The organism is Pseudomonas sp. SL4(2022) (genome assembly GCF_026625725.1).
Lineage (GTDB): Bacteria > Pseudomonadota > Gammaproteobacteria > Pseudomonadales > Pseudomonadaceae > Aquipseudomonas.
Genome location: NZ_CP113060.1, coordinates 2,926,817 through 2,951,925, shown reverse-complemented (window position 1 = coordinate 2,951,925; position 25,109 = coordinate 2,926,817). Strand labels below are relative to the sequence as shown.

Sequence of the window (25,109 nt, the reverse complement as noted above, 5' to 3'; positions counted from 1 at the left end):
TCACCAGGATCGTGGCAGCCCATGGGCTTGCCCCAGCGCTTGTGTCATGATGCCCAGACCGCAGGTTGGCCACATACTCTTCTTATGAATAGATCCTTTGCCTTGCTGACTGCCGCTGCCTTCTTAAGTGGCTGCCAGACCTTTGCCCCTTCTGCCCCGGATGGCAAGCCACCCGTGGAAGATCCAGCCACTGTTGCCACGCCTACGCAGCCGCAGGTGTATCGCGCATTCAGCCAGGAAGCCCTGCTGGCGCTGTTGACCGCAGAGCTGGCAGGCCAGCGCAACCGTTTTGATATCGCCCTGGAAAACTACCTCCAACAGGCCAAGGCCACCCAGGATGCCGGTGTCGCCGAACGCGGCTTCCGCATTGCCGAGTACCTGGGAGCCGAGCAGCCTGCACTGGAAACCAGCCTGCTGTGGGCCAAAACTGCACCCGAGAATATCGACGCGCAGCGCGCCGCCGCCGTACAACTGGCCCGCGCTGGCCGTTACGACGAATCCATGACATTCATGGAGCAGGTGCTACAGCGTCAGGGCGATACGCACTTCGACTTCCTTGCCCTGTCTGCCGCCGAAACCGACCCGGATACGCGCGCTGGTCTGCTACAAAGCTTCAACCGTCTGCAGGCGAAATATCCGGACAACAGCCAGCTGCAATTCGGCAAAGCCCTGCTGCTGCAACAAGATGGCCGCCCACAGGAAGCCTTGGAGCTGCTCGAAGAGCAACCCAGCAAGAATCGCCCAATTGCATCAATCCTCCTGCATGCCCGCCTGCTGCAAAGCCTCGATCGCAATGAAGACGCCCTGCCGCTGCTGGAAAAAGGCCTTGAACAGTACCCTAACGACAAACGCCTGCGCCTGACCTATGCACGCCAGCTGGTTGCACAAGACCGCTTGAACGATGCCAAGGGCGAATTCGCCTCACTGCTGCAGCAATACCCCAATGATGATGACCTGCGTTTCTCCCTGGCCCTGGTCTGCCTGGAGGCCGAATCCTGGGAAGAAGCCATCGTCTACCTGGAAGAACTCGTCGAGCGTGGCAGCCACAGCGATGCCGCGCATTACAACCTGGCCCGCGCCTACGAAGAACTGGACGACATCCCTAGCGCGCTGATCGAGTACGCACTGGTCGGCCCGGGCAACGACTACCTGCCAGCCCAGGCCCGCCAGAGCGAGTTGTTGTTCAAACAGCAGCGTGGCGACGAAGCCGCTGAACGCCTTAGCCGCGCCCGCGAAAGCCAGCCCGACTACGCCATCCAGCTGCACCTGATCGAGGCCGAGGCCTGGTCCAAGCAACGCAACAGTGAGCGTGCCTGGCAAGTCATCGAGCAGGCCCTGGAACAGTTCCCGGAAGACCTCAACCTGCTCTACACCCGCGCCATGCTGGCGGAAAAACGCGGCGACCTAACCCTTTTGGAGGAGGATCTGCGCTTTATTCTGGAACGCGAACCCGACAACGCCATGGCCCTCAACGCCCTGGGCTACACCCTGGCCGACCGCACCACACGCTATGCCGAGGCCAAACAGCTGATCGAGCAGGCCCATCAGCTCAACCCCGGCGACCCAGCCATTCTCGACAGCCTCGGCTGGGTCAACTACCGCCTGGGCAACTTAGATGAAGCCGAACGCCTGCTGCGCAAGGCCATGCAGGAATTCCCCGACCACGAAGTCGCCGCCCACCTGGGCGAAGTGCTATGGGCCCAGGGCAAGCAGAAGGAAGCGCGCAAACTTTGGCGCGAAGCCCTGAGGCAGCAACCCGACAGTGACATTCTGCGCAGCACCCTGCTGCGCCTGACCGGAGCAGAGACGCTGTGAAGCTTGTCCGCCACCTGCTGGTTTTCAGCCTGATCACTTTACTTGCAGGCTGCGCCGGCCTGACCTCGAAAGAAGCGCTGCAAGGCCAGGGCAATGCACAAAGCTGGCAGGCCCACAAACAGCGCATCAGCAGCCTGGATGCCTGGCAAATCAATGGCAAAGTCGGCATCCGCGCACCGAAGGACTCCGGCAGCGGCACGCTGTTCTGGCTGCAACGCCAAGATTACTACGACATTCGTCTCTCCGGGCCACTCGGTCGCGGCGCCGCTCGCCTCACCGGCCGACCAGGCGAAATCATCCTGGAAGTGGCAAATCAGGGCCGCTATCAAGCCGCCTCACCGGAACAGTTGCTGCAAGATCAGCTCGGCCTCAACCTGCCAGTCTCCCATTTGCTCTGGTGGATTCGCGGCCTGCCCTCACCGGACAGTAAAAGCCGCCTGAACCTCGACGAGCAGAGCCACCTGGCACAACTGAGCCAGGATGGCTGGTACGTCGAATACCTCAGCTATACCGAGCAAAATGGCTTTTGGCTGCCGGAACGCATCAAGCTCAGCGGCGTTGACCTGCAGGTCACCCTGGTGATCAAGGACTGGCAACCACGCCAGCTCGGTCAATGAGCAACCTGGCCATACCCACCTCTGCCGAATTGACTCTGCCGGCACCGGCCAAGCTCAACCTGATGCTGCATATCCTCGGTCGGCGCCCTGATGGTTACCACGAACTGCAAACGCTGTTTCAGTTTCTCGAGTTTGGCGACGAACTGGGGTTTACCCTGCGCCACGACGGCGAAATCCGCCTGCACACCCCTATCGACGGCGTGCCCCATGACAGCAACCTGATCGTTCGTGCTGCCCGACTGCTGCAGCAGCAAACTGGCTGCACACTGGGCGCCGACATCTGGCTCGACAAACGCCTGCCCATGGGCGGCGGCATTGGTGGCGGCAGCTCGGATGCGGCCACCACCCTGCTCGGCCTAAACCACCTGTGGCAACTGCACAGCAGCGAAGACCAACTGGCAGCGCTAGGACTCAGCTTGGGGGCAGATGTCCCTGTATTCGTGCGTGGCCACGCCGCCTTTGCCGAAGGCGTTGGTGAAAAGCTACAGCCAGTAACGCTGAACGAACCCTGGTTTCTCGTGGCAATTCCGCAAGTGCTTGTCAGCACTGCGGAAATTTTCTCCGACCCTGAGTTGACACGCGATACGCCGCCCATTAAAGTTCGCAGCCTTCTTGAGGGGGGTGGTCATAATGACTGCCAGCCGGTGGTTCAGAAGCGTTACCCTGAAGTTCGTAACGCTTTGATCTTGTTGAACAAATTTGTTCCAACTCGATTAACCGGCACTGGAGCTTGTGTGTTTGGGAGCTTCCCAAACTGGGACGATGCTGATAAAGTCGCCCGCCAACTTCCAGGCACTTTGCCAAGTTTCATTGCCCAAGGTCGTAACATTTCGATGCTGCACCGCAAGCTGGAAACACTGGTCAGGAAGTAGATGCATGCTCTGCAGTTAAATAGAGCAACGGGTTGTACATGTAGGGGCGTCGCCAAGCGGTAAGGCAGCAGGTTTTGATCCTGCCATGCGTTGGTTCGAATCCAGCCGCCCCTGCCATTCCGTCCTGGAGCGGATACTCAACTCAAAGCATTTGGTTACACAGGATACAGGGGCGTCGCCAAGCGGTAAGGCAGCAGGTTTTGATCCTGCCATGCGTTGGTTCGAATCCAGCCGCCCCTGCCATTTTCTGTACTCATCCAGGTATACCCTCAGCCGGCAGGTACTGCGCGTGTCCAAGATGATGGTCTTTACGGGGAACGCTAACCCCGATCTGGCGCGACGTATCGTACGTCAGCTGCACATTCCCCTCGGTGATGCTTCTGTCGGTAAATTCTCCGACGGCGAAATCATGATTGAAATCAACGAAAACGTCCGCGGTAAAGACGTCTTCCTGATTCAACCGACGTGTGCGCCAACCAATGACAACCTGATGGAACTGGTGGTGATGGCAGACGCCTTCCGCCGCTCCTCAGCGACCCGAATTACTGCTGTTATCCCCTATTTTGGCTATGCCCGCCAAGATCGCCGCCCACGCTCCGCGCGCGTGGCCATCAGCGCCAAAGTCGTGGCTGACATGCTCACCGTGGTAGGCATCGACCGGGTTTTGACCGTCGACCTGCACGCGGATCAGATCCAGGGCTTTTTCGATATCCCGGTAGATAACATCTACGGTTCCCCAGTACTGGTGGACGATATCGAAGACCAGCGCTTTGAAAACCTGATGATTGTCTCCCCGGATATCGGCGGCGTGGTGCGCGCTCGTGCCGTGGCCAAATCCTTGGGTGTTGACCTGGCGATCATCGATAAGCGCCGCGAGAAAGCCAACCACTCCGAAGTGATGCACATCATCGGTGATGTTGAAGGCCGCACCTGCATCCTGGTCGACGACATGGTGGATACCGCAGGCACCCTGTGCCACGCCGCTAAAGCGCTGAAAGAACACGGCGCCTCGAAAGTCTTTGCTTACGCCACACACGCAGTACTGTCTGGCCGCGCAATCGAAAACATTGAAAAATCCGTACTCGACGAGCTGGTGGTGACCAACACCATCCCGCTGTCCGCTGCCGCTCAATCCTGCTCGCGCATTCGCCAGCTGGATATTGCTCCGGTAGTCGCTGAAGCGGTACGCCGCATCAGCAATGAAGAATCGATCAGCGCGATGTTCCGCTAACCCGGACCCCGCCCTGAACGCAAACGCCCTGCCCTGATGGCAAGGCCTTTCAACCAACCGTCCCGTCGCTGGTCGCAAGCGTAACGGACGGTTTGGTTATTTTGGAGAAGTGAAATGACTGTTGAATTTAGCCTGAATGCCGAAGTGCGTTCCGACCTGGGGAAAGGTGCGAGCCGCCGCCTGCGTCGTAACGTTGCCATGGTACCTGCGGTAATCTACGGCGGCGAAAAAGCCCCACAATCGATCAGCCTGCTGGCCAAAGAACTGGCCAAACTGCTGGAAAACGAAGCCGCGTTCAGCCACGTACTGAGCCTGAACGTTGCAGGTAGCACCGAAAGCGTGCTGATCAAAGCCCTGCAGCGCCACCCAGCCAAAGGCTACGTACTGCATGCTGACTTCGTTCGCGTTGTCGCCGGCCAGAAACTGACCGCTCACGTCCCCCTGCACTTCATCAACCAGGAAACCTCGGTTGGCGTGAAGCAGCAAGGCGGCGAAGTGTCTCACGTACTGGTAGAAGTAGAGGTTTCCTGCCTGCCGAAAGACCTGCCTGAGTTCATCGAAGTCGACATGGCTGCCGTTGAAGTCGGTCAGATCGTTCACCTGGCCGACCTGAAACTGCCGCAAGGCGTTGAGTTGGTCGCACTGGCTCATGGCAACGACCTGGCAGTGGCCAACATCCACGCCTCCCGCGTTGTTAAAGACGAAGGCGCTGCCGAGTAAACCTCGCAGTGTCGGAAACCAGCCTGGCATGCGATTCTGCCAGGCTATTTCCACATAAGGGCTCCTGACATGACTGCCGTACAACTGATCGTTGGCCTGGGTAACCCCGGCCCTGAATACGACCAGACCCGGCACAATGCAGGGGCCCTTTTCGTTGAACGGCTGGCAGACAGTCAGCGCATCAACCTGAGCCTTGATAAAAAATATTTTGGCCTGGTGGGTAAGTTCAGCCATCAAGGCCGCGATGTTCGCTTGCTGATCCCGACGACCTTTATGAACCGCAGCGGCCAGGCCGTTGCCGCATTGGCGAATTTCTTCCGCATCCCGCCAGACGCCATACTGGTCGCTCACGACGAACTCGACATGCCGCCAGGCGTCGCCAAACTCAAACAGGGTGGCGGGCACGGCGGACATAACGGGCTGCGCGACATCATCGCCCAACTCGGCAATCAAAATAATTTCCACCGCCTACGGCTTGGCATTGGCCATCCTGGGCACAGCAGCCTGGTCTCCAGTTTCGTTTTGGGCCGCGCGCCTCGCAGCGAACAAGATTTATTGGATACCAGCATTGGCTTCGCACTGGATGTAATGCCGGAAATACTCGCCGGCGACTGGACCGTCGCCATGCGTAAACTGCACAGCCAGAAAGCCACCTCCTAACTTTTATCGCCAGCGCGCGAGGGAACCATCATGGGATTTAACTGCGGCATCGTCGGCCTGCCCAATGTCGGCAAGTCCACCCTGTTCAACGCCCTCACCAAATCCGGGATCGCGGCCGAGAACTTTCCGTTCTGCACCATCGAACCCAACAGCGGCATCGTCCCTATGCCCGACCCACGCCTCGACGCCCTGGCAGAAATCGTTAAACCCGAGCGCGTGATTCCCACCACCATGGAATTCGTCGACATCGCCGGCCTGGTAGAAGGCGCCTCCAAAGGCGAAGGCCTGGGCAACAAATTCCTCGCCAACATCCGCGAAACCGACGCCATTGCCCATGTGGTGCGCTGCTTCCAGGACGACAACGTGATTCACGTTGCCAACAGCGTCGACCCCAAGCGCGATATTGAGATCATTGACCTTGAACTGATCTTCGCCGACCTCGACAGCTGCGAAAAGCAACTGCAGAAAGTCACTCGCAACGCCAAGGGTGGTGACAAAGAAGCGGTCACCCAGAAAGGCCTGCTGGAAAAGCTCATCCCCCACTTTACCGAGGGCAAGCCTGCACGCACCCTCATGAAAACCCTGAGCGATGATGAAAAGGCTCTGGTACGCGGCTTCCACCTGCTCACCAGCAAGCCCGTGATGTACATCGCCAACGTCGCCGAAGACGGCTTCGAGAACAACCCGCTGCTCGACGTGGTGCAAGCCATCGCTGACGCCGAAGGCGCTCCGGTGGTGCCCGTGTGTAATAAAATCGAAGCCGAAATCGCCGAACTCGATGACGGTGAAGAGAAGGACATGTTCCTCGATGCTCTAGGCCTGGAAGAACCTGGCCTCAATCGCGTTATCCGCGCCGGCTACGAGTTGCTTAACCTGCAAACCTACTTTACTGCAGGCGTGAAAGAAGTACGCGCCTGGACCGTCAAAGTCGGCGCCACGGCACCGCAAGCGGCCGCTGTCATCCACACCGACTTCGAAAAAGGCTTTATCCGCGCCGAGGTCATCGCCTACAACGACTTCATCCAATACAAAGGCGAAGCCGGGGCTAAAGAAGCGGGTAAATGGCGACTGGAAGGCAAGGAATACATCGTCAAGGATGGCGACGTCATGCATTTCCGTTTTAACGTGTAAGCGCTTGATCGCGCGCAGAAATTTTCGAAAAGAAGGGTTGACACCCACCCCCAAGACGCGAATAATGCGCGCCACATCGGCTACGTAGCTCAGTTGGTTAGAGCATAGCATTCATAATGCTGGGGTCCGGGGTTCAAGTCCCTGCGTAGCCACCAAACAAAACAAGGGTTTAGCGAAAGCTAAGCCCTTTTTTGTTTTCTGGGTGTCCCAAAGGTGTCCCAATATTGACTCACCCCGCCTCACTGAAGAGGCAGGGGAGACTCAAAGACTATTTCTTGCGCGCTGAAGGTTTTTTACTTTTCGGAGCAAAGGAAATTTGACCCGACTTAACCATCCCCTGGATAAATGGCTGGGCAACCTTGGGATTCGACATAAGCAATCGAATCGTCTCCATTTCATCCACTGGCCCACCCTGCCCCTGCTGAATAAGAGCAGATAAGAGCTCAGGGGAGTCCAAAAGCCCCATAAATGCCTGCATCTCAAGGGGCACGTCTTCTTCCTTTTTATAATCCGGAAAGGCATACCCAGTAAGCTTAGCAAGCTCCAAAAAATGATTATCTGGACGCTCTGGCTGCTTATCAAAATGATCGAAATAAGTGCCGAGCTGTGTAGCTAGCTCCTTCAAGCCTAGAGTCGTGTTCGTGTACTCAATGTACCGGAGGTGTGCGATGTCGAAGGGAACGCTGTCTACAGCTTTGTCCCTGATAATGATGGTGCCTACCTTACAAGCGTGGCGTAGGCCAAGTTCGTAAAAAACGTTAGGGTTCGGATAAGTGACGTCAGCTACTACGTAGTCCGAGTGCATCAGACGCGTGATGATATCGGTAGTAATTGTGCCTGGGACCGAAACTTCATCAGCTCGTACCACCTCCAGCCTGGGTCGAGCTTTCAGAATTGCCTCTTTGATCAGACTGTCATACTTCGCCTTAAGGTCAGAAGAAGAGACTTGCTCGCCATTGAAGGTCTGATTACCGATTGCCATAACTACGAAACACGTTTTCCCTGCCATATGCTTCCTACATCCTGTCCAATTAGTACCGAACAAGAGACACCAAAGGAATCTCTAGGGTCTGGCTCAAAACCTGTCCCCACAGACAGCCTATAAGAGATATTCAAGCCTTATCAAGCAAAGCCAGCGGCGAGAAGGTCAATGCCGTGGCGAAGTGATCAGGGGCAAGATGCGAATAGCGCATCGTCATCTTGATATCGCCATGCCCAAGGATTTTCTGTAACGCCAGGATGTTCCCGCCCTGCATCATGTAGTGGCTGGCGAAGGTGTGGCGCAGGATGTGAGTTAGCTGGCCGGGCGTGTGTAGCCCTGTTCGCTCATAGGCTTTGCGGAATGCCGACCGGCACGAACTGAACAAGCGCCCTCCCCCTGGATAACCCCGCTCCAATATCAGCGCTTGCAGGTCAGCCGGTATAGGCACTGATCGACCCTTGCCGTTTTTCGTCCTGGCAAACCTGACTAGACCGTTTGCAACTTCCGCCCGTGTGATGCTTTCGGCTTCATCCCATCGAGCACCCGTCGCAAGGCACAGCTTGGCGACAGGCAGCGTATGGCTGTTGTTCGACGCGGCGCATTCATCGAGGACGAGACGGCAATCGTCCAGGCTCAAGAACGTCAGCTCTACCTCATCCACTTTCAATTGCCGCAGGTTGGCTACGGGGTTGGCTTCATTCCAGACACCCAGGCGGATTAGCTCATTGAACACGGATTTGATGTAGCGATGCTCATGGTTGACCGTCGAGGCGGTGCAGGTCTTCAAGCGCTCCATACGAAAGCGACTGAAATCCAGGGCAGTCAGGCTGGAGGCTATCGGGTTACCCAGCAGCTCAACCACAGCCAGGGTGCGCGGCAGTCGGTATTTGTCTTTCAGGGTGCAGCCGTGCAACTCATGCCACACGTTAACCAGATCAGATAAGCGCTCGCCTGGATCACGTCCGCGTAACGAGTATTGGCGCTTGAGGTCGATCATCCAGCGCTCAGCCTCGGACTTGGTGCGAAATGCCTTCTTGCGCTTACGGATACCGGCCGAACGATCCAGCCAGAAATCGACATCCCAGCCGTTCTCGCCTTTGGTGATCATACGGCCCTACCCCACCGGATATGGCGCTCTTCAAGAATGCCCTTGATGTGCTTATACAGCCTGTCTTCATCCATGCCCTTAGCGGCATAGTGATCGCGAATAACGGGCCAGCATGCCCAATCCTTGAGCGTGTGAAATGCTTTTCTAGCGCCCACTCGCTCCCGTGCCAGCAGGCTTACGAAGTTTCCCAGGAAGAGTTCCACGTTCTTGCCGGAGAAGCCCCGAGAGGTTTTGTAGTAGCGCTTGTACTCGGTGTCATCGAGCAGGGAATCAACCGGTAGATCCACGCGCACATCATCGCGAATCAGCGTCCAGATCGGCGCGTAGTAACCAGGGCGCGCAAGCAGCTTGAATTGACGCAGGCCATAGCGCCACAGCCCGTCCAGATGCCCGGCAAAGGCTGCAAACGAACGGGTGTCGATGATTTCACCGGTTTTCACATCCAGGGAGCCGCTAGCGAACTGCTGAATGATGGAGTGGTGATAACGCAGCTCTACACGCCATACCGGTTGTTCGGGGTCGTAGTTCTCCGGGTCTGCTGAATCGAAGCTGTCACGACGACGCCAAACGCTTTCCCAGTAGTCGAGCTTGTCGCTGGCCCTGGCCTGCTCGGTTTTGTTGTAGATACACAGTTGCACGCCACCGGCAGAACCAAACATCGAGGTTTCACCGCGGCCATAGGTGCTGGATTTGGTCGCCCAGCTGATTTCACTGATGCCGGAAATATCACGGTGCGTCCGGGCCTTACAGTGCATGCGGGCCACCAGATCGGCGGGAGGCGTCCAGCCCTGCAGGTCTAATGCAAGGTGGACGGCACACTGGTTGATTTCCAAGTGGGTCAGCACCTGGGCAGCATAGAAATCTAACCGGGACTGCAGGCGCTCGGGCGACAGGCTATCGATGGTGTGCGGTGACACTTCGATTTTCAGATGGGGGCCGATACAGTCCAGCTTGGCGTTGAAGTTCTTCACCAACAGGATGATGCCCAGGTCTGCATTCTGCAGCTTGTACTGGTAGCCGGAGTCACGCCCTACCCGGCCCGAATGCCAACGCTGGCCAGCAAAATCAACCATGACGCCCGGAGTCTCAAACAGCGCCATGATTTCCGGGCGGATCATCCCCCGGTAAAGCTGGCGCACGGTATCGACGCCGCAGCGCAGCAGACGAACGCCTGACAGGTCAGCGAAACCCGTCTGACCAATGTCGAGAAAGAGCAGACCTTTGTCTGACTCAAGACCGGTTTGTCTATCGACTCGGATTAGATCTTTAACTGACATTCGATACCCCTTTATTGACTGGTTGCCACTGTTTCAACAGTTAGTTATCTGACGTGTTACAGGGACGTCAGCGAGCGCGCGGCGCACCTGCGCGCTCGTGCCTCGCGTGCACCCGTGCCAGCGCGCTCGCATCCGCTCTCTAAATCCATCCATATGCTTTTCATTTGATTAGCCGGCGGCACGGTCGCTACTCGGGTACTCCAGGGCGCCGCCAGGATCAGCAGCAGAACCAACGCAAGGAGAGCCGGCCGGAAGTCCGGCGCGCGAGGTGGTCGGTGCATGAGGGAATGCTCATGGTTGAGCAGAGAGGCTTGGTGCGGGCGGCGCTGATGACACAAGGCAAAGCACACCAAGGGCGCGGCCCTTGTCATCCCGCTCTTGCCGCCGAGGGCTCGGGAGCATGGGGCGGAGAAGCTACCCCATACTCCCGCTGATAGGCTGCTCATAGTCACGCAGCGTCAAGGGTGCGCTGCGCCCGTGCTTCCGTTCGACGGAACGGTGGAGCTGTTCCGACGAGCCGGGAGCGCGGCCCTTGACCCAGCCATATTTGGGAGGGCAATACGGTCCAGTACGTTGCCGGAACCATGCCGGTCGCGGTGCCGTACTGCCCTGATGGTGCGGATGTCCGAAAGGAAAACCTCGTTAGGAAACTGGCTTTTGCCGCTAACTTCGAAGGTCAGGAAGTAAGCGTTTTTGTAAACGCCTTCCATCGGCAGCACAGCACCGACGATGTGCATGCACTGCCAGAAGGACTCCGGTTCATCCCCCCAAACCAGCTCCACCAATACGGTTTTGCCCAGGTAGGCCAGAGCGTTGTCGAGGCCGAGTTCAGGGCACTGGCTAATCATGGCTGTAATCCCCCTCGTTGAAGCTCTCCTTACCGCCGATAAGGTCAGCACGTAGCAGAGCAACATTGACCTTACGAGTGTCAGCCGTGACGATGCTTGGAAAGGTGCCGTTCTCAAGCAGCTCAACCACGTCATCAACAGGGATGCCGCAGGCCGTGGCAAAGGTGACGATGCTGCACACATCGCCAATGCCTGTACCCAGCGGCACAACATCACCATCTACCTTGAATGGCGACGCGTCGTTTCGATTACTCATCGACGTAGTCCCCTTGAGAGAAGATGGTTTTACCTTTGGCCAGATCGGTACGAATCTGAGCAAGGTTGACGACGCGCGGCCGGCCCATCTTTACGCTGGGAACAGTGCCGTTTTGCATCCAGGCAATAACGGTATCGACGCTGACACCCAACATTGCCGCGTACACCTCTTTGCTACACATGAGGGCGTTGCGACAGTCGAGATAGATCACTCGCTTGCCATCCAGATCAAAGCTCACATCGAAAGGTGGTTCGTTTACATGCTGTGTAGTCATTGCCTATCCCTGCCTCTGAAATGCTCATAAACTGTGGTTAAAAGGGACTTGCAAGCCGGAAGCCCAGAATCGCCCCTACAAACAACTAAGTAACATTTACTTAGTGACGACAGAATACTGTGTACTTAATACTGAGTACAATCTACTGAGTAGAATTTTTAGGCATGATAAAAGACCGCCTTATAAGCCTTTTCGATAAGCGTCGGACTAGCGTCTGGTTTGAAAAGCAGACGGGGATCGATCGTTACCGCTGGGGAAATATCCGGACTGGCAAAGCTCGGTTAAGCGATGCAGAGATCGAAGCTGTAGTCGAAGTTTTTCCGCAGTACGCCTTGTGGCTCGTAACCGGCAAGGTTGCTCCAGAATGCGGGCAAGTCTCTCCAGCGCATGAAGAGGCCAACCAAGAACAAGAGGCGAGCAGCAGGTAATAGCGGAAGTAGCCCGGCGGTGGTTTAGCCGAAAGACATGACTCCAGGGAGACGGACGTGGGAAACATCATCGACATGGCGAGCTTCGAGCACCTGCGCAGGTCAAACACCGATGACCGCTACACGTGCCCGAAGACAAACGTAACATTCCCCCACATCTACAAAGTGCTGGTGCCAGAGTGCGATCTGGTGAACGAAGCGCTGGTATTCCTCGGCACCTACAGCACCGAGTACAGGCTCAAAGAGCCATCGAGCCTAGAGCAACTTCCAGGCCTACCCCCGCTCACTGCCACCAAAATCAGCACGCTTGATGCCGAAGATGAAATCTATCTCGACGTAATTTACTTCGCTAACAAAGACAAAGCACAAGGCTTCAGGCACGCCTGCGGTCACTTGGGCATAGAGACGGGGCATGTAGCTGGGTTTAAGGACGAGCAAGGAGTCTTTATCTTGCTACGTAGAGAAGGAGCCCCAAAGAAAAATGGCCATATCATCTATCGCAGCAGTAAAAACGAATACTTCGAGCCGATGAGAGCGGAGATGGAGTTCGAGTATGTCGCGGCATTCAATGAATTAGGACAAATAGTCCCTTTTGAAAAACTGAGCGACTCGCCGCACGAGGAACAGAAATGACTAAAGCGTTATGGGACGCATGGCTTGGGCGCCTTAGCCATATTTCGCAAATATTGCTTTGTGTTTTTAGCGCATGGGCTTTGTACTATACCGTTATTCCTTTATATAAAATCGCGACTCTTGAAGAGACAATAGCACAACGTGAAATTGAGCTAAAAAGCAAGAACCTTGAGCTTACGACCGCAAAGACCGCGATTGAGGCTGCCAACGTTGAATTATACGTAATAAAAAGAAATGACTATCTGAGAAATATGGTCTCAGGAGATTTGCTTGAATGCACAGAGCCTCAACTATTTGCGCTGGAAAAATTTGACCCATACAGCGTCGTTATTGATCGAGTTTATTCCCGCTGCATAAATGAATCATTCAATCGAACTAAGGCACAAAAGCACCTGCAAGAAAAAGATTACAAATACTTAAGCAGATCCATTGATGATCTAAAGTCAAAGCTTATTGATATGCGCGAAGACATGATAAGAGACATGGACACACTTGCAACCAGAGCCAGGAAGGATAAAACGATCTTAGAGCCTAAAGGGCCGTCGCTACAGAAGGTGGATGAGCTTTACCGTTCTCTCGGGGGAACTCTTCTGACCGAAGAAGAGGAATTTGATCAAGCCGTTAGTAGAACCATGTTCAAGATGGTCATGGACTATAGCGGCACGGTTCACTCCGAAATATTAAAGCTTAGATCGATAAACTGGGCGGACTAGAGCTCACACGTGAAAAGAAATAACCTTCTGAGTAAATTTACGTGCGGTGATAGGGTGAAGCGAATTAGGAGTCTGCCACTCCGAGCCGCAGCCTAAGGCTAATGAGTGGAAATGACAGTCTAAGCAGGCTAGAAGACCCGAATTTAGGAGCTGGTGCAGATACCAAGGGAAATGGCACTTTCTCATAAGTCTACGATCGCAAGCCAGGAATGAATGCTCTAAGCAAGTAGCGAAGAATCAACGTGCTTATTTGGCTTCAAGATCCGCTTTGAAAGCTTCAAAAAATGATCTTCCAGAAGGAAATGCCCTGCGATTCATTAGCCGATTTGCGTTACCGTATTCTAATTTCTGAACGTTCAGAAAGCATATCGGACCATCTGATAAAAATCGAATAAGCTCTTTGTGCGCCGGAAGCTTAGGATAATCGGAATCGTAATCTTCAATCGACTGCTCATAATAACTTTTCTCCCACCGCTCGATACCGTCTTCGTTAAAAACAATTCCATGCTGAACGGTATAATCATCCGCACCTCTGATATATGCCCTATCTGAAGGCTCAATACTTTTAGCATACATAAATATCAGCGGTGAAATATCACTCTGGATTTCAGGTATATAGACCACTATGGAATCAAGAGAAAACTGATAGTTTGCATTATTATCAACCGTGGAGATAGTGATTATCTTGCTATCACTGAGATTAATAACTTTTGCATTACCGGAGCAGTGGCCGTTAATCAGATCGCAGCCATAATTTATGTTTTCCCCCTGTATCTTTCTCAGGATTGAAAAAGCAGTATCTGCATTATCAATGTAAAAAACATCTGGCGCAGTTATATTTTTTACATCGTGCACCTGTAAAGCATGGATTAGGCGCTCTACTATTAGCGCTTTCACCTTATTTTCTAATTCGCCATATACCGCTTTGGTTAACCTGTAGGCTCTATTAAGTTCAGTGCGGCCTTGGCCCTCTAGATATGGCGCGCCAATGATCGGACCGAAGAAGTTATCTAGCTCTTCAAGCAGATTGATCAAAACGCTAGACACTTCATTTTCCAGCAAGAGCACACCGCTGTGAGTGATATTGTTTCTCCAGCCTTCTACTTTTAGTAGTTTTTTCTTGAATTTTTCCGTTATAGGAAGCCCGCAAATATCTATCAACCGCTCGATTGACTCCTTGAAAGTTACGGTGTGCACTCCTTCCGCTTCATAAAGCTCAACAATTTCTCCATTTCTGCGGCTTTTGAACGCTTGCTTAAGTTTGGATAAATCGGTAAATAATAGTAACTCGTTATGCTCTTTTAGTGCGTATTTGAATAGTATTTCAATACCGTGCTGTATTGAAAGCACCGAATCTTTTAGTGCGGAAAAGCGCTGGGCGTCGTCCGCGCCGTCGGCTAGATAACGCTCATAAGCTCCTAGAAAGTTGTAACCTTTCTTTAATGAGTCAAGTCCGTTTTCAATGAGCGAGATTTTCATCCGACGACCTTTGGTGTGTGGTGTTTATGTCTCGGCTGTGGAGCCTACTTTGTGTTCGAACTGTGTCAGGGACTGACTCAACACTAAAAATGGCACGTTCGCTTATTCAAGCAAAAGCCAGCTTGCCAACATGCTGCAAGTCCACATGCTGGCGGGCATTCCATAAGTCGTAAGCATCCTGCATAGACAGCCAGCTTTCAGGCGAACGACCAAGGGCTACCGACAGGCGCAGGGCCATTTCAGGAGTTACGCGGCTTGTGCCTTTCAGGACACGACTCAAAGTCGATGGTGCTACACCAAGATTTACCGCCAGCTCGCGGCCGCTGATGCCGTTAGGCTCCAGATAGATATCGTTGATGAACTCACCAGGGTGTGGGGGGTTATGCATATTCATTAGTGGTAATCCTCATAGTCCAGGACGTAAGCGTTTCCGTCGCGAAATTCGAACGTCAGCCGCCAGTTGCCGTTCACCATGATCGACCAGCGCCCTCGCTGCTCACCCTTGAGCGGATGCAGGCGGAAGCCTGGGATATCCATATCATCGACAGACAGGGCTGTATCCAAAGCAGCAAGCTGCAACCTCAACCGCTTAGCATGAGCAGCCTGCACGCCAGCCGTGCTACCCGTTTCGAAGAGCTTACGAAGCCCTTTGTGCTGGAAAGATTTGATCATCGCCAAAGCCTAGCATGTTGCGCAACACGCAACAACGAGAGGTGTCCCGAAAGGAGTCTGCAACACACAGCAGCCACATCGAACGGGGTAATAATACGACTGGAAAGCCCGTAGTTGCTGGCTTCCAGCTTTGACGACATGTAGTGCCGAAATTTCATAATGCTGGGGTCCGGGGTTCAAGTCCCTGCGTAGCCACCAAACAAAACAAGGGCTTACCGAAAGGTAAGCCCTTTTTTGTGCGCGTTAGTGACTACAAAGTGACTACGGCGTGCCCACACATTTAGAAGCGGCAGGATGCCAATGAAAACGATCGCTATATTCACCTTCTGGGTAAGCCTATCGTTTGGAGCTATTGGATGGCTTGCCCTCGCTGGGTTCTCGGCTGATTGCTACTTCTCCCCTCCTGCCACGCAAAACAGCGTCATGTACTGCTATGCGGTCGCGATTACGGTGAGCAAATTGCTGTTCTTTATTGCAGCAGCGCTAGTAGCCATCACATATCTATGGCTCCCCTGGAGAAAGCAGCGCTTAGCTTTTTTAATCGTTATTGTTCCGGGCCTGCTTTTACTCACACGCTTCTGATGATTGCTGCCACCTAGGTGAGATCGGTGGCCTTATCTTTGACAAGGAAATCTATGAAACTCCTAAAAACTATCTTATTAGTGGCTGTGTTGTACGGGGTCGCAAATCTCCTATTCCCCTTACTACCGCTGCATTACCAGCACGCAATTTCCGACTGGTATGCACGCCTTGGCACGCCCACCTATTCAGAATCGCCAGATTATTATTCAGTGCGAGATCAAGCCGCAGTCATCAGAGAGAATGAGGCGCGCGGTCACAAACTAAAATGCTATGGTAATCTGGGCCCTGCAGAACGCATTACCGAGCAAAATGACTATCTGTGCTCCACGAATATCAGTAATGCCTATGACAACATTCCGGCACGCCTGGTAACTTTCTTCTTCTCCAAAAATAAGCTCACCAACGTGCGCATCGAATTTGCGGCCGGAAGCTTTGACCTTCTAGACGATTACCTATCGAGAAAGCTTGCTGACTATCCACGCCTCGATCAAATGCCAGGAGCCAAATTCGGCACCGATCCTTTCGGGAAGAAGCTAGTCGTATGGCGAGTCAAGGACGGCCTAATAACTGCCGCAGCAGAAGATACCCCAGGACAGAACCCCATAATTCTGTGGAGCGGTTATAAGTTCGGCAGCCTATAGGCGGGAGAAGCTCATAGAACTCTATGAGCGCTCTGAACCAACGGGGATGGAATCGCCCTGGACTCAGGCTTCCCAAGGATTGATAACGGGAACGCCTAGGTGGTCGAAGTGCCGAACATTGCGTGTGGCAACTCGCGCATCATGCAGGGCAGCGATGGCAGCAATCTGACCATCCGCCATATCCACGACCTTACCTTTCGCCTCACTCTCAGCCGCCAACGCTGCGTAGTGAACTGCCGCATCTGAATCAAACGAAAGAATGCGGCCGGCAAAGTCCTCATCAAACATCAGCGTGGCCAGATCCAACAAACCTTGCTTACGCTTGCCGTCTGCCATGCGCGCGATGCCGTAGAGGATCTCAGCAACAGTAATAGAGCTGATAAAAAGCTGACTTGTCGGCTGGGCATCGATCCAGGCAAGAACCTCTGGTGCCGGCTTGGCCCGCATCAGCTCTGAAAGCACATTGGTATCGAGCAGGATCATTCGTCGAAGCTCACAGCCCGAGCCTTATCTGTACGAGTAGGAACCTGAATATCAGCACCACCAACAGCAGCGAATCGGGCATTAATTCGACTACCCAAGCCACCGGTCTTTTCTGACTTAAACAACGCCTGACGAATGATTACTCTCGCCTCTTCTTCCATAGAGCGGCCATGGCTTGCAGCAACCACACGCAGTTGAGCCTTGAGGTCGTCATCTAGGTTTCGAATAGTGATGCTGGCCATAACCCCTCCAAATGAAATCAATGCAATCATTGATATCATGGCAGCGAGAGATAGAAAAGGCCAGGTAAAGGCTGCTAGTTACCGGTAGCTTCTGACTGTGTGAATCGCCCCGGGTTTCGTGGACGCCTCAACTCTTGAGAAGATGAGGCTATGAAAAAGACCACGACCTACTCCCCTGAAGTCCGTGAACGTGCCGTGCGCATGGTTCTGGAGCATCTGAACGATTACCCCTCTGAGTGGGCGGCCATCGAGGCCATAGCGCCGAAAATCGGCTGTGCCGCGCAAACCCTGCATGCCTGGATTCGCCGTCACCAGACCAATGCCGGTCAGCGTCCCGGGCCGACCACCGAGGAGCGCGAGCGCCTCAAGGCTCTGGAGCGTGAGAACCGCGAGTTGCGCAAAGCCAACGAGATTTTGCGCCTGGCCAGTGCGTATTTTGCCCAGGCGCAGCTCGACCGCCGCACCAAGCCCTAAGGGCATTTGTCGACCAGTATCGTGACCGCCTCGGGGTCGAGTCGATCTGCCGTGTCTTGCAGGTCGCCCCGTCCGGTTACCGCAGACACGCGGCGCAGCAGCGCAACCCGACACTGCGCTGTTGCCGTGCTCGACGCGATGACACGCTGATCAAGGAAATCCAGCGCGTATGGGACGCGAATATGCAGTGCTATGGCGCAGTGAAGGTCTGGAAGCAGCTCCAGCGAGAAGGCATCAAGGCAGCCAGATGCACGGTGGAGCGACTGATGCGTCGAGCCGGATTGCAGGGTATCAGGCGCGGTCAGGTCGTGCGGACAACGATGGCCGGGGACAAGGTGCTGTGCCCGCTGGATCGTGTGCAACGCCAGTTCCATGCCGACCGCCCCAACCAGCTGTGGGTGTCGGACTTCACGTATGTGTCGACCTGGCAGGGCTGGCTGTACGTGGCGTTTGTGATTGACGTGTTTGCGCGGCAGATCGTCGGCTGGCGAGTCAGTAGCAGCATGAGGACGGACTTCGTACTGGATGCCCTGGAGCAAGCCCTGTATGCCCGTCAGCCGCATCGCACGGGTGGCCTGATTCATCACAGTGACCGTGGCAGCCAGGGCTGCCTTGGTCTGAGTGAAACATCAGTTGCTGCGGGCAACCACGGGACTCAAACGCCACGCGCAAAGCGCGCGTCGTAAGTTGCGAGTCTGGTCGATTGGATAGCGCCCAGCCCACGATGCGGCGCGCATACAGATCCATCACCGCCGCCAGGTAGATCCAGCGATTACCCGCCCAGATGTAGGTCACGTCGCCGCACCACACTTGGTTGGGGCCGCTCACTGTGAACTGCCGATCTAGCTCATTCGCCGCGATAGCATTTTCACCATCAGCTCGGCGATAACGATGCTTGCGCGATTGCGAACTGAACAGCCGAGCCTCTTTCATCAGGCGTCCGGCAAGGAAACGACCCACAGCGACACCCTGTATCCGCAGCGCCGCTGACAATGTTCTTGCTCCAGCTGAGCCTCGACTTTGTAGATGAAGCTCAGTGGCCAGCTGACGCAATGCAATCCGCCGATGATCTATCCGGCGGCGTCGCTTGCAGGCGTCATAGACACTGCTGCGGTGTATGCCAAATACGCGGCACAGCTCGGCTCGTGGATACCGCTCGCCCAATGCCTCGATCAGGCTTATTGATCGAGGGAGTCCGACATCAAGAGAGCGGTAGCCTTTTTTAGGATCTCTTTCTCCCGCTCCAAACGCCGAACCTGGGCCTCAAGGTCTTGTATGCGTTTCTGCTCGGGAGTCATGGCCTTGCTGCGCGGCGGGGTTGTGCCACCACGCTCACTGCGCAGTTGCTCCACCCATCGACTTGCAAGCTTCGGGAATTGAATAGCCTTGATCCAGAACCAGGCCGGCTGCTTCGAGTTTGAAATCTGTACTGAATGATTTTCTGGTCACGTAAGCACCTCATTGCTGGGCGAAGCTTAACGCCCTATCGGGGTGTCCAGAATCATTGAGCCACAACAGTTTGTTGTTGACCGGGTTGATGAGGAAGCCGACAGAGGTTTTCACTTGATCGACTACGCCGGTCGGGGGCTGGTTTCAGCCTGGGCGTTCGCGGCAGCTTGCTCGGTCTGTTTGCCAGTTTCGTAGCGTTCGTAGGCGCGGTAGACCATGGAGACAGCATCGGCGATAACCAGCACAGCCAGAATGAACTTGGTCGGTAGCTTGGTCTGGAAATGGTGCTGAGCCGTCTCATCATTCGGCCAATGAAACAATCAAACGACCGCATGGGTATCGCTCTGCTTCACCCGCCCTACAAGGTCCTTGCTTGGCCTTTTTGCCACTTACCCACAATCTCGCAGACGACACCAAACGCCCATCAGGAGTCCGAACTACAGCTAGCAGGCTGGCCTGCAGGGCGAGCGATGCGTGCCAACCGTTCGCCCAATCAACAATTAAGCGATGCAAACAAAGCCCAGCCCAAAAACAGCAAAGCTCGCGCCAACACCACTACAACGGACTGACAGCCCTCGTCAGACCCGGAAAACAAAACCCCGCCAATCAGCGGGGTTTTGTCAGCAAAATGCCAGGCTTATTCCGCCTGCGCCACCAGCGTGCCGTTGTGATTACGGCTCCACTGTGGCAGCAGCGTACCAATCAGCATACCGGCCATGCTGAACAGCAGGCCTGCCAGTTGCGGCGGCCAGAAGGCGGCTTCAGTCCAGGTGTATTCCAGGTAGATCCACGACACCAGGCCAAAGGCGATGGCAACCAGCGCACCCTGGGTGGTCGCACGCTTCCAGAACAACCCGGCAAACAACGGCACTACAGCCGCCACCAGGGTCACCTTGTAGGCATTGCCGACCATCTCGTAGATGCTCGCATCCGAATACAGGGCAAAGCTCAGGGTCGACGCCGCACAGAACACGATGGTGACACGCATCAGCAGCAGGAACTGCTTGTCGTTAAGCACCGGCAAAAAGCGCTTGAGCACGTTCTCGGTCAAGGTCACCGACGGTGCAAGCAAAGTGCCGGATGCGGTGGACATGATCGCCGAAAGCAGCGCACCGAAGAACATGATCTGGGCGAACAGCGGCGTCTTGTCGAGGATCAGCAGCGGAAGAATCATCTGCGAGTCTTCGGTCAGCCACTTCTCGACCAGCGCCGGGTCGATCATCGAGGCGGCGTACACCAAGAAGATCGGCAGCATGCAGAAGCCCAGATAGAACACTGCGCCGGCCATCGAGGCACGCGCCGCAATGTTCTCGCTCTTGGCCGACATCACGCGCTGGTACACGTCCTGCTGCGGGATGGAGCCGAGCATCATGGTCACCGCCGCACCGATAAAGGCAACGATGTCCTTGGGCTCGAAGGCATGCATAAAGGTGAATTTGCCATCGCTGGCGGCCTTGCTGATCACCAGATCGGCGCCACCGGCCATGTCGCTGAACAGCCAGACCAGGTAGATCAAGCCGACCACGATGATGATCATCTGGAAAAAGTCGGTCAGAGCAATCGACCACATGCCCCCGAACAGGGTGTACAGCAGCACGATAAAGGTGCCGAGGAACATGCCCTGGGTGGTACTGATGCTGCCGTCGGAGATGACGTTGAACACCAGGCCCAGCGCAATCAGCTGCGCGGCGATCCAACCCAGATAGGACATGACGATGACCAGGCTGATGATCAGTTCAACCTGCGAGCCGTAGCGCTTCTTGAAGTAGTCGCCGATGGTCAGCAGGTTCATCCGGTACAGCGGGCGAGCGATGATCAGGCCGACCAGGAACAGGCAGCCGAAGGAGCCGAACGGATCTTCGACAATGCCGGCAAAGCCTTCTTCAAGAAAGGTGGCAGGAATGCCCAGCACCGCCTCGGAGCCGAACCAGGTGGCGAAAACCATGGCAGCGACGATGGGGAAGCCCATGCTACGGCCACCGGAGGCGAAATCGCGGGTGTTGTGCACCCGGGTGGAGGCATAGAAACCGATGGCGACAGTCACCAGCAGGTAGAGCGCAACGAACCAGATCAGCATGCTTTCCCGTTCCAAAGACGTCAGCCCACCGCATGCATGGCCCGCACAGACTGCGCAGGACGGAACGATGGGCTACAGGTTTTTGTTATGACCATTCATGACGGGTAGCGCACGCGCCCATCAAGGTCGCGCAGTCTGGCAAATACGTAAAATATGTCAAACAAAAACGACGAAACGTAAGCAGATAATTCGACGAAACGCTCTACACACCTCTGCAACAGACTGTAATCGAAGTAAAAACCAGCCTCACCACACCATTGGCAGTTGTATATTTTTGACAGCAGACCGGCAAACGACTGATCCGAACGACATAAAAAAGCCAGGCACTGGGCCTGGCTTTTCACATCGTCTGCCGCCGAATCAGGCTGGTTTCGCTTCCACTTCCTTGACTCGGAACCATGCCGCATACAATGCCGGCAGGAACAGCAGGGTCAGCGCGGTAGCAACGATCAGCCCACCCATGATGGCGACGGCCATCGGCCCAAAGAACACACTGCGCGACAGCGGAATCATTGCCAGTACCGCCGCCAGAGCGGTCAGCACGATAGGCCGGAAGCGCCGCACGGTGGCTTCGATGATCGCGTGCCAACGATCCATGCCGGCAGCGATGTCCTGCTCGATCTGATCAACCAGAATCACCGAGTTACGCATGATCATCCCCGACAGGGCGATAGTACCGAGCATGGCGACGAAGCCGAACGGCTGACGGAAGATCAGCAGGAACAGGGTCACGCCGATCAGCCCCAGCGGCGCGGTGAGAAACACCATGGCCGAACGTGAGAAGCTCTTCAGCTGCAGCATCAACAGGGTCAGCACCACCACGATAAACAGCGGGACACCTGCGTTGACTGACTTCTGCCCGCGGCTGGAATCCTCCACGGTGCCACCGACGTCCAACTGGTAGCCGTCCGGCAATTGTGCACGCACCGGCTCAAGGGTTGGCAGAATCTGTTTGACCAGGCTGGCCGGCTGTTCCTGGCCGTAAACGTCGGCGCGTACGGTGACCGTTGGCAGGCGGTTGCGGTGCCAGATGATGCCTTCCTCGAAGCCGTACTCCAGGGTGGCGATCTGCGACAGCGGCACGCTGCGGCCATTGTCGGTCGGCACCGCCAGACTTGGCAGCAGGCTGAGCTCCTGACGTTCGCTCACAGTGCCACGCAGGAGGATTTCGATCAGCTCGTTGCCTTCGCGGTACTGACTGACCGGCGAGCCGGTCAGTGAGCTTTGCAGGAAGCGCGACAGATCCGCGGTACTCACACCAAGGGCGCGGGCACGTTCCTGATCGATGTTCAGGCGCACCACCTTGCTGGGTTCTTCCCAGTCCAGGTGCACGTTGGTCACGTGGCTGTTTTCACGCACTTTGTCGGCCACCTGACGAGCCAGCTGACGCACCTCATCGATATGCTCACCAGAAACGCGGAACTGCACCGGATAGCCCACGGGCGGGCCGTTCTCCAGACGCGAGATACGGGTGCGCAGGGTCGGGAACTCTTCTCGCAGCACGTCAATCAGCCAGGTGCGGATCTTCTCGCGGTCGTCGATGCTTTTCGCCAATACCACAAACTGGGCAAAGCTGGCGGCCGGCAGTTGCTGGTCCAGCGGCAGGTAGAAGCGCGGCGAGCCGGTACCAACGTAGGCAACGAAGTTGTCGATGCCTTCATGGCCACTGAGCAACTTCTCCAAACGCTTGGCCTGCTCTTCGGTGGCGGCTAGGGAGGCGCCCTCGCTGAGCTTGAGGTCGACCATCAGTTCCAGGCGGCCGGAGGCCGGGAAGAACTGCTGCGGCACAAAGCGGAACAGCACAATGGAGCCGACAAACAGCGCGATAGTCAGCACGATCACGGTTTTACGGCGGCGTACGCACCACTCTACCGCCGTGCGCACGCGGCGATAGAACGGCGTGCCATAGGGATCGTGCCCGTCGGCGCTGCCGCCATGCTTGGCCGCATGCAGCTTGGCCAGATCGGGCAGCAGCTTGGCCCCGAGGTACGGCACAAACACCACGGCAGCGATCCACGAGACCAGCAAGGCAATCGCCACCACCTGGAAAATCGAGCGGGTGTATTCGCCGGTGCCAGACTGCGCGGTGGCAATCGGCAGGAAGCCGGCGGCGGTAATCAGGGTGCCGGTGAGCATGGGGAAGGCGGTGCTGCTCCAAGCATAACTGGCCGCCTTGATGCGGTCGTAGCCCTGCTCCATCTTGATCGCCATCATTTCCACAGCAATGATCGCGTCATCCACCATCAGGCCCAGCGCCAGCACCAGTGCGCCAAGGGAAATCTTGTGTAGGCCAATGCCGAGGTAGTACATGGCGGCAAAGGTCATCGCCAACACCAGCGGAATCGACAGCGCCACCACCAGACCGGTGCGCAGGCCAAGAGAGAAGAAGCTCACCAGCAGCACGATGATCACCGCTTCGGTGAGCACGCGAACGAACTCGCCGACCCCGGTTTTCACCGCTGCGGGCTGGTCGGAGACCTTGCTCAGCTGCATGCCGGCCGGCAGGGTTTCCTGCAGGCGCGCGAACTCGCCTTCCAGCGCCTCACCCAGCACCAGAATGTCGCCACCGGCTTTCATCGATACAGCCAGGCCAATGGCGTCTTCGCCCATGTAGCGCATGCGCGGTGCGGGGGGATCATTAAAACCGCGTTTAACCTCGGCCACATCGGCGATACGGAAGGTACGGTCGGCCACGCGAATCGGGAAATTGCGGATTTCTTCGACCGTTTCAAAACGCCCGGTGACGCGCAGTTGTACGCGATCAGAGGTCGTTTCAAAGAAGCCCGCCGCCGCTACCGCGTTCTGCTCTTCCAGCGCCTGTTGCACCGCGGCCAGCGGCAGGCCGAGGGTGGCCAGCTTGGTGTTGGACAGTTCGATCCACACCTTCTCGTCCTGCAGCCCGAGCAGGTCGACCTTGCCGACGTCCTTGACCCGCTGCAGCTGCAGCTGGATGCGGTCGGCATAGTCCTTGAGCACGGCGTAATCGAAACCCTCACCGGTCAGTGCGTAGATATTGCCGAAGGTCGTGCCGAACTCATCGTTGTAGAACGGTCCCTGAATGCCCTGGGGCAAAGTATGGCGAATGTCGCTGACCTTCTTGCGCACCTGGTAGAACAGCTCGGGGATGTCCTTGGAGTGCATCGAGTCACGGGCGATAAAGGTCACCTGGGACTCGCCGGGACGCGAGAACGAAACGATCTTGTCGTAGTCGCCGGTTTCCATCAGCTTCTTTTCGATGCGCTCAGTCACCTGGCGCGAGACTTCCTCGGCGCTCGCCCCCGGCCAGTTGGTGCGCACCACCATGGCCTTGAAAGTGAAGGGCGGGTCTTCGCTCTGGCCCAGCTTGGTGTAGGAAATAGCCCCCACCACAGCCAGCAACAGCATGAGATACAGGACGATCTGGCGGTTTCGCAACGCCCAGGCGGACAGGTTGAAATCCATCAGG

General features: G+C 55.8%; 27 protein-coding genes, 4 tRNA genes, 1 pseudogene and 1 other annotated feature. Of the genes and pseudogenes, 16 read left to right on the top strand and 16 right to left on the bottom strand.

The window, feature by feature from the left end; all coding sequences use genetic code 11:
- Nucleotides 1-84: 84 nt before the first annotated feature.
- The 10 genes from OU997_RS13920 to OU997_RS13875 all read left to right on the top strand — a co-directional run bounded on the left by OU997_RS13920 (nucleotide 85) and on the right by OU997_RS13875 (nucleotide 7,201).
- Nucleotides 85-1,815, top strand: coding sequence for a tetratricopeptide repeat protein (locus OU997_RS13920; protein ID WP_267807125.1), 1,731 nt, complete (start codon nucleotides 85-87; stop codon nucleotides 1,813-1,815).
- Nucleotides 1,812-2,432 carry a lipoprotein insertase outer membrane protein LolB gene (gene lolB, locus OU997_RS13915; protein ID WP_267807124.1) on the top strand — a complete coding sequence of 207 codons (621 nt, stop codon included), beginning with the start codon at nucleotides 1,812-1,814 and terminating at the stop codon, nucleotides 2,430-2,432. Before OU997_RS13920 ends, lolB begins: the two co-directional genes overlap by 4 nt.
- Nucleotides 2,429-3,304, top strand: a complete 876-nt coding sequence (gene ispE / locus OU997_RS13910; RefSeq protein WP_108487075.1) for a 4-(cytidine 5'-diphospho)-2-C-methyl-D-erythritol kinase — start codon at nucleotides 2,429-2,431, stop codon at nucleotides 3,302-3,304. The genes lolB and ispE overlap by 4 nt, the downstream gene beginning before the upstream one ends.
- Nucleotides 3,305-3,346: 42 nt before the next feature.
- Nucleotides 3,347-3,421: transfer RNA gene (locus tag OU997_RS13905), tRNA-Gln, on the top strand.
- A gap of 51 nt (nucleotides 3,422-3,472) precedes the next feature.
- Nucleotides 3,473-3,547: transfer RNA gene (locus OU997_RS13900), tRNA-Gln, on the top strand.
- Nucleotides 3,548-3,593: 46 nt separating this feature from the next.
- On the top strand, nucleotides 3,594-4,535 hold the full coding sequence (locus OU997_RS13895; RefSeq protein WP_090251437.1) for a ribose-phosphate pyrophosphokinase: 942 nt from the start codon (nucleotides 3,594-3,596) through the stop codon (nucleotides 4,533-4,535).
- Between the two features lie 114 nt (nucleotides 4,536-4,649).
- The gene (locus OU997_RS13890) at nucleotides 4,650-5,255 is read left to right on the top strand and encodes a 50S ribosomal protein L25/general stress protein Ctc (RefSeq protein WP_108487074.1); all 606 of its coding nucleotides are present in this window, start codon (nucleotides 4,650-4,652) and stop codon (nucleotides 5,253-5,255) included.
- Between the two features lie 69 nt (nucleotides 5,256-5,324).
- Entirely contained in the window at nucleotides 5,325-5,915 is a 591-nt protein-coding gene (pth, locus tag OU997_RS13885) for an aminoacyl-tRNA hydrolase (RefSeq protein WP_267807120.1), read from the top strand.
- Nucleotides 5,916-5,945: 30 nt separating this feature from the next.
- Entirely contained in the window at nucleotides 5,946-7,046 is a 1,101-nt protein-coding gene (gene ychF, locus OU997_RS13880) for a redox-regulated ATPase YchF (RefSeq protein WP_267807119.1), read from the top strand.
- A gap of 78 nt (nucleotides 7,047-7,124) precedes the next feature.
- Nucleotides 7,125-7,201: transfer RNA gene (locus OU997_RS13875), tRNA-Met, on the top strand.
- A 113-nt stretch (nucleotides 7,202-7,314) separates the two neighbouring features.
- On the opposite strand, the gene OU997_RS13870 is transcribed toward OU997_RS13875, so the two are convergent.
- The 6 genes from OU997_RS13870 to OU997_RS13845 form a co-directional block, all read right to left on the bottom strand.
- Nucleotides 7,315-8,055: a hypothetical protein gene (locus tag OU997_RS13870; protein ID WP_267807118.1), complete on the bottom strand. Its 741-nt coding sequence runs from the start codon at nucleotides 8,053-8,055 to the stop codon at nucleotides 7,315-7,317.
- 103 nt (nucleotides 8,056-8,158) lie between these two features.
- Nucleotides 8,159-9,136, bottom strand: coding sequence for a tyrosine-type recombinase/integrase (locus OU997_RS13865; protein ID WP_267807116.1), 978 nt, complete (start codon nucleotides 9,134-9,136; stop codon nucleotides 8,159-8,161).
- Nucleotides 9,133-10,413 carry a hypothetical protein gene (locus OU997_RS13860; protein WP_267807114.1) on the bottom strand — a complete coding sequence of 427 codons (1,281 nt, stop codon included), beginning with the start codon at nucleotides 10,411-10,413 and terminating at the stop codon, nucleotides 9,133-9,135. Before OU997_RS13860 ends, OU997_RS13865 begins: the two co-directional genes overlap by 4 nt.
- A gap of 458 nt (nucleotides 10,414-10,871) precedes the next feature.
- Nucleotides 10,872-11,261, bottom strand: coding sequence for a hypothetical protein (locus OU997_RS13855; RefSeq protein ID WP_267807112.1), 390 nt, complete (start codon nucleotides 11,259-11,261; stop codon nucleotides 10,872-10,874).
- Nucleotides 11,254-11,517, bottom strand: coding sequence for a hypothetical protein (locus OU997_RS13850; RefSeq protein ID WP_267807110.1), 264 nt, complete (start codon nucleotides 11,515-11,517; stop codon nucleotides 11,254-11,256). Before OU997_RS13850 ends, OU997_RS13855 begins: the two co-directional genes overlap by 8 nt.
- On the bottom strand, nucleotides 11,510-11,791 hold the full coding sequence (locus tag OU997_RS13845) for a DNA-binding protein (RefSeq protein WP_324288893.1): 282 nt from the start codon (nucleotides 11,789-11,791) through the stop codon (nucleotides 11,510-11,512). Before OU997_RS13845 ends, OU997_RS13850 begins: the two co-directional genes overlap by 8 nt.
- Before the next feature lie 485 nt (nucleotides 11,792-12,276).
- On the opposite strand from OU997_RS13845, the gene OU997_RS13840 reads away from it, so the two are divergent.
- Together OU997_RS13840 and OU997_RS13835 are read left to right on the top strand one after the other, a co-directional pair.
- Entirely contained in the window at nucleotides 12,277-12,852 is a 576-nt protein-coding gene (locus OU997_RS13840) for a hypothetical protein (RefSeq protein ID WP_267807109.1), read from the top strand.
- Nucleotides 12,849-13,565 (top strand): hypothetical protein, encoded by a 717-nt coding sequence (locus tag OU997_RS13835; protein ID WP_267807108.1) that lies wholly within the window; start codon nucleotides 12,849-12,851, stop codon nucleotides 13,563-13,565. The genes OU997_RS13840 and OU997_RS13835 overlap by 4 nt, the downstream gene beginning before the upstream one ends.
- Nucleotides 13,566-13,811: 246 nt before the next feature.
- Here OU997_RS13835 and OU997_RS13830 read toward each other — a convergent pair whose 3' ends face one another.
- The 3 genes from OU997_RS13830 to OU997_RS13820 form a co-directional block, all read right to left on the bottom strand.
- On the bottom strand, nucleotides 13,812-15,044 hold the full coding sequence (locus OU997_RS13830; RefSeq protein WP_267807107.1) for a hypothetical protein: 1,233 nt from the start codon (nucleotides 15,042-15,044) through the stop codon (nucleotides 13,812-13,814).
- A 106-nt stretch (nucleotides 15,045-15,150) separates the two neighbouring features.
- Nucleotides 15,151-15,438, bottom strand: coding sequence for a HigA family addiction module antitoxin (locus tag OU997_RS13825; protein WP_267807105.1), 288 nt, complete (start codon nucleotides 15,436-15,438; stop codon nucleotides 15,151-15,153).
- Nucleotides 15,438-15,716 carry a type II toxin-antitoxin system RelE/ParE family toxin gene (locus OU997_RS13820; RefSeq protein WP_260496798.1) on the bottom strand — a complete coding sequence of 93 codons (279 nt, stop codon included), beginning with the start codon at nucleotides 15,714-15,716 and terminating at the stop codon, nucleotides 15,438-15,440. The genes OU997_RS13825 and OU997_RS13820 overlap by 1 nt, the downstream gene beginning before the upstream one ends.
- Nucleotides 15,717-15,820: 104 nt before the next feature.
- Here OU997_RS13820 and OU997_RS13815 point away from each other — a divergent pair.
- The 3 genes from OU997_RS13815 (at nucleotide 15,821) to OU997_RS13805 (ending at nucleotide 16,939) form a co-directional block, all read left to right on the top strand.
- A tRNA-OTHER gene (locus OU997_RS13815) sits at nucleotides 15,821-15,914 on the top strand.
- A 102-nt stretch (nucleotides 15,915-16,016) separates the two neighbouring features.
- Entirely contained in the window at nucleotides 16,017-16,298 is a 282-nt protein-coding gene (locus OU997_RS13810) for a hypothetical protein (protein ID WP_267807103.1), read from the top strand.
- A gap of 53 nt (nucleotides 16,299-16,351) precedes the next feature.
- The gene (locus tag OU997_RS13805; protein ID WP_267807102.1) at nucleotides 16,352-16,939 is read left to right on the top strand and encodes a hypothetical protein; all 588 of its coding nucleotides are present in this window, start codon (nucleotides 16,352-16,354) and stop codon (nucleotides 16,937-16,939) included.
- A gap of 63 nt (nucleotides 16,940-17,002) precedes the next feature.
- On the opposite strand, the gene OU997_RS13800 is transcribed toward OU997_RS13805, so the two are convergent.
- Together OU997_RS13800 and OU997_RS13795 are read right to left on the bottom strand one after the other, a co-directional pair.
- Nucleotides 17,003-17,422, bottom strand: a complete 420-nt coding sequence (locus tag OU997_RS13800; RefSeq protein WP_267807100.1) for a type II toxin-antitoxin system VapC family toxin — start codon at nucleotides 17,420-17,422, stop codon at nucleotides 17,003-17,005.
- Nucleotides 17,419-17,664 carry a FitA-like ribbon-helix-helix domain-containing protein gene (locus tag OU997_RS13795; RefSeq protein WP_267809910.1) on the bottom strand — a complete coding sequence of 82 codons (246 nt, stop codon included), beginning with the start codon at nucleotides 17,662-17,664 and terminating at the stop codon, nucleotides 17,419-17,421. Before OU997_RS13795 ends, OU997_RS13800 begins: the two co-directional genes overlap by 4 nt.
- 150 nt (nucleotides 17,665-17,814) lie before the next feature.
- Here OU997_RS13795 and OU997_RS13790 point away from each other — a divergent pair.
- Nucleotides 17,815-18,743: pseudogene (locus OU997_RS13790) on the top strand (IS3 family transposase); the annotation flags it as partial.
- Nucleotides 18,093-18,209 (top strand) — a sequence feature (AL1L pseudoknot). (Overlaps the previous pseudogene by 117 nt.)
- On the opposite strand, the gene OU997_RS21045 reads toward OU997_RS13790, so the two are convergent.
- The 5 genes from OU997_RS21045 to OU997_RS13770 all read right to left on the bottom strand — a co-directional run bounded on the left by OU997_RS21045 (nucleotide 18,631) and on the right by OU997_RS13770 (nucleotide 25,105).
- On the bottom strand, nucleotides 18,631-19,302 hold the full coding sequence (locus tag OU997_RS21045) for an IS3 family transposase (RefSeq protein ID WP_420713195.1): 672 nt from the start codon (nucleotides 19,300-19,302) through the stop codon (nucleotides 18,631-18,633). The pseudogene OU997_RS13790 and the gene OU997_RS21045 sit on opposite strands and share 113 nt — an antisense overlap.
- A 168-nt stretch (nucleotides 19,303-19,470) precedes the next feature.
- Complete coding sequence (locus OU997_RS21040) at nucleotides 19,471-19,587, bottom strand: transposase (RefSeq protein ID WP_420713194.1); 117 nt, start codon at nucleotides 19,585-19,587, stop codon at nucleotides 19,471-19,473.
- A 122-nt stretch (nucleotides 19,588-19,709) separates the two neighbouring features.
- Entirely contained in the window at nucleotides 19,710-19,907 is a 198-nt protein-coding gene (locus OU997_RS13780; RefSeq protein ID WP_267807097.1) for a hypothetical protein, read from the bottom strand.
- Between the two features lie 317 nt (nucleotides 19,908-20,224).
- Complete coding sequence (locus OU997_RS13775) at nucleotides 20,225-21,664, bottom strand: sodium:solute symporter family protein (protein WP_108486727.1); 1,440 nt, start codon at nucleotides 21,662-21,664, stop codon at nucleotides 20,225-20,227.
- A 360-nt stretch (nucleotides 21,665-22,024) separates the two neighbouring features.
- Nucleotides 22,025-25,105, bottom strand: a complete 3,081-nt coding sequence (locus OU997_RS13770; protein WP_108486726.1) for an efflux RND transporter permease subunit — start codon at nucleotides 25,103-25,105, stop codon at nucleotides 22,025-22,027.
- Nucleotides 25,106-25,109 lie beyond the last annotated feature (4 nt).